3 protein-coding genes are annotated in these 2,073 nt (G+C 44.3%); all 3 read left to right on the top strand.

Going from position 1 to position 2,073, the window contains the following annotated elements:
- Positions 1–670: hypothetical protein (locus CWB99_RS21385; protein WP_212748535.1), on the top strand; the 670-nt coding region annotated here is incomplete at its 5' end.
- Between the two features lies 1 nt (position 671).
- On the top strand, positions 672–1,220 hold the full coding sequence (locus tag CWB99_RS21380; RefSeq protein WP_138553665.1) for a hypothetical protein: 549 nt from the start codon (positions 672–674) through the stop codon (positions 1,218–1,220).
- A gap of 554 nt (positions 1,221–1,774) precedes the next feature.
- Positions 1,775–1,924 (top strand): hypothetical protein, encoded by a 150-nt coding sequence (locus CWB99_RS24245; RefSeq protein WP_171045426.1) that lies wholly within the window; start codon positions 1,775–1,777, stop codon positions 1,922–1,924.
- Positions 1,925–2,073: the final 149 nt, after the last annotated feature.

Here is a 2,073-nt window from a genome sequence, read left to right as displayed (position 1 = left end):
GTTTGGTAAAGGCCCAGTGAACCGTATCATCGGCTCCGCCATTGTGGGTGGAACTGTATCCGCAATTACTGGTGGCAAGTTTGCCAATGGTGCGTTTAGTGCTGCTTTTGCTACGGCACTGAGGGCGGATTGGGGGCGAAAACAAAAGTATGATAGCTCGACTTCGGGCTCTCAAAATGACGGCTTCGTAAAAAACAAAAAACTAGCTTCGAAAGCCACAAAGTATGCGCAAGAGATGATAATGTCGATTGATGCTACCGTCAGTGGCAGTCCAGAAATCAGTCAATCAGATTTATTGAGCTATGTCGAATCAATTGAGAATCAGTGGACGGGTACGTATAAAAATGGCGATGGAGATGTATTAATGTTGGAAGTTAACCTAGAAGTTGTTGAGTCAGGTGGAGATATAAGTGTCTTACCTTGTGAAAAGTGTGGATACCGGCTAGTAGATGGCGGACTTGCGTTAGTTCGAGGCATAGCTCTTCATGGTGGAAATGAAATGTGGTTTAGTAAAGAATATGGTGGTCAATATACTGCGGCTCATGAGTTTGGTCATGTCCTTGGGTTTGATCATATCGGTAATCATCAATTAATGTCTGAAGGAGGCGGAGGAGGGAATGTTGCTAAGCCAAGCTTCTCAACCATTAAAGCTCTATTTGAGAATTACTAATATGAAGGTGTTAAGTGCATTACTTCTCTTCGCCTATTTTTCTTTTAATTGTAGGCTTTTATTTGCAAGTGAAACTGGGAGTTCAGATAACTTCCTTTATGAAAGTCATCCCATGGTTTCGTTTGACGGAGGATGTATAGGGAGTAAGTTTGAGCAGATTAGAGGTAAGGCGAGATTTACTAGAGAGCTGTTTCCATTAACCTCCTGTGGAGGAAAACACAGTAAAGCGATTGTTTCATTCGACAGTTCGGTAAAGGAGAGTGAAATTAAGTTTGTTGTTAGCCTTTTGGTGGAGCTTGGGGTGTTAAGTAATAGTTATGGATATGATAGCAATGATTTTAAGTTCAAATTTCTTGAGCATATAGAAAATATCCGGGACTTTATGGGGTTAAAAGCTGAGCAGATTAGTGTTTCAATCTATGAAAGATGGGAAGCAAAGAAAATAATATCTATTCAATATCATGATGGCTCAAAATTTATATTAACGAAGGTTTTAACGAATGGTTTAAATATTGAGTCGGTTTCTTCAAATCGACTCATGATGAACTAGGGGAGTTAAGGTGACACCCATTCAAAATTGGCGCTCAGTGAGCGCCTTTTTTCTGTGCAATCACGCCAGCGCGGTGTGCAGTGGAAATCAGCGCTGGCATGCACCAAGTTACAAGGACACCCACCCAAAATCATAGGCATTCAGTCTGGATTTTTGGGAGGGTGATGTGGTGGACGCTTCTGAATCGGCGTTAATGCGCGGCCCTGATAGACAACGACCTGACGGGCTGTAAAAAAGCACACAAGGTTGCTCAGAGCAGTGCATATCGTTATATCCAGCAGCAGTTACAAGGACACCCTCCCAAAATCGTAGGCATTCAGTCTGGATTTTTGGGTGGGTGATGTGATGGACGCTTCTAAGTTATATGGACACCCACCCAAAATCATAGGCATTCAGTCTGGGTTTTTGGGAGGGTGATGTGGTGGACGCTTCTAAATCGGCGTTAATGCGCGGCCCTGATAGACAACGACCTGACGGGCTGTAAAAAAGCACACAAGGTTGCTCAGAGCAGTGCCTATCGTTATATCCAGCAGTACAGCTACACTTTTGATGCGATGGGGAACCTGACCAGCCGGGCGCTGAACGCCGAAGACACGGCGACCACCTTTGAGTACGATAAGCTAAACCGCATCACCACAGTAGATGGTGATGATAAGCGCTATGTCTATGACCCCAATGGCAATCTCAAGAACAAAGATGGCTGAAAGTTACAAGGACACCCACCCAAAATCGTAGGCATCCGGTCTGGATTTTTGGGTGGGTGATGTGGTGGACGCTTCTAAATCGGCGTTAATGCGCCATCCTGATAGACAACGACCTGACGGGCCGTAAAACCAGCACCAAAGATCTTGAT

This window comes from Pseudoalteromonas rubra (genome assembly GCF_005887095.1).
GTDB lineage: Bacteria > Pseudomonadota > Gammaproteobacteria > Enterobacterales > Alteromonadaceae > Pseudoalteromonas > Pseudoalteromonas rubra_E.
This window is presented reverse-complemented; position numbering and strand designations above follow the sequence as displayed.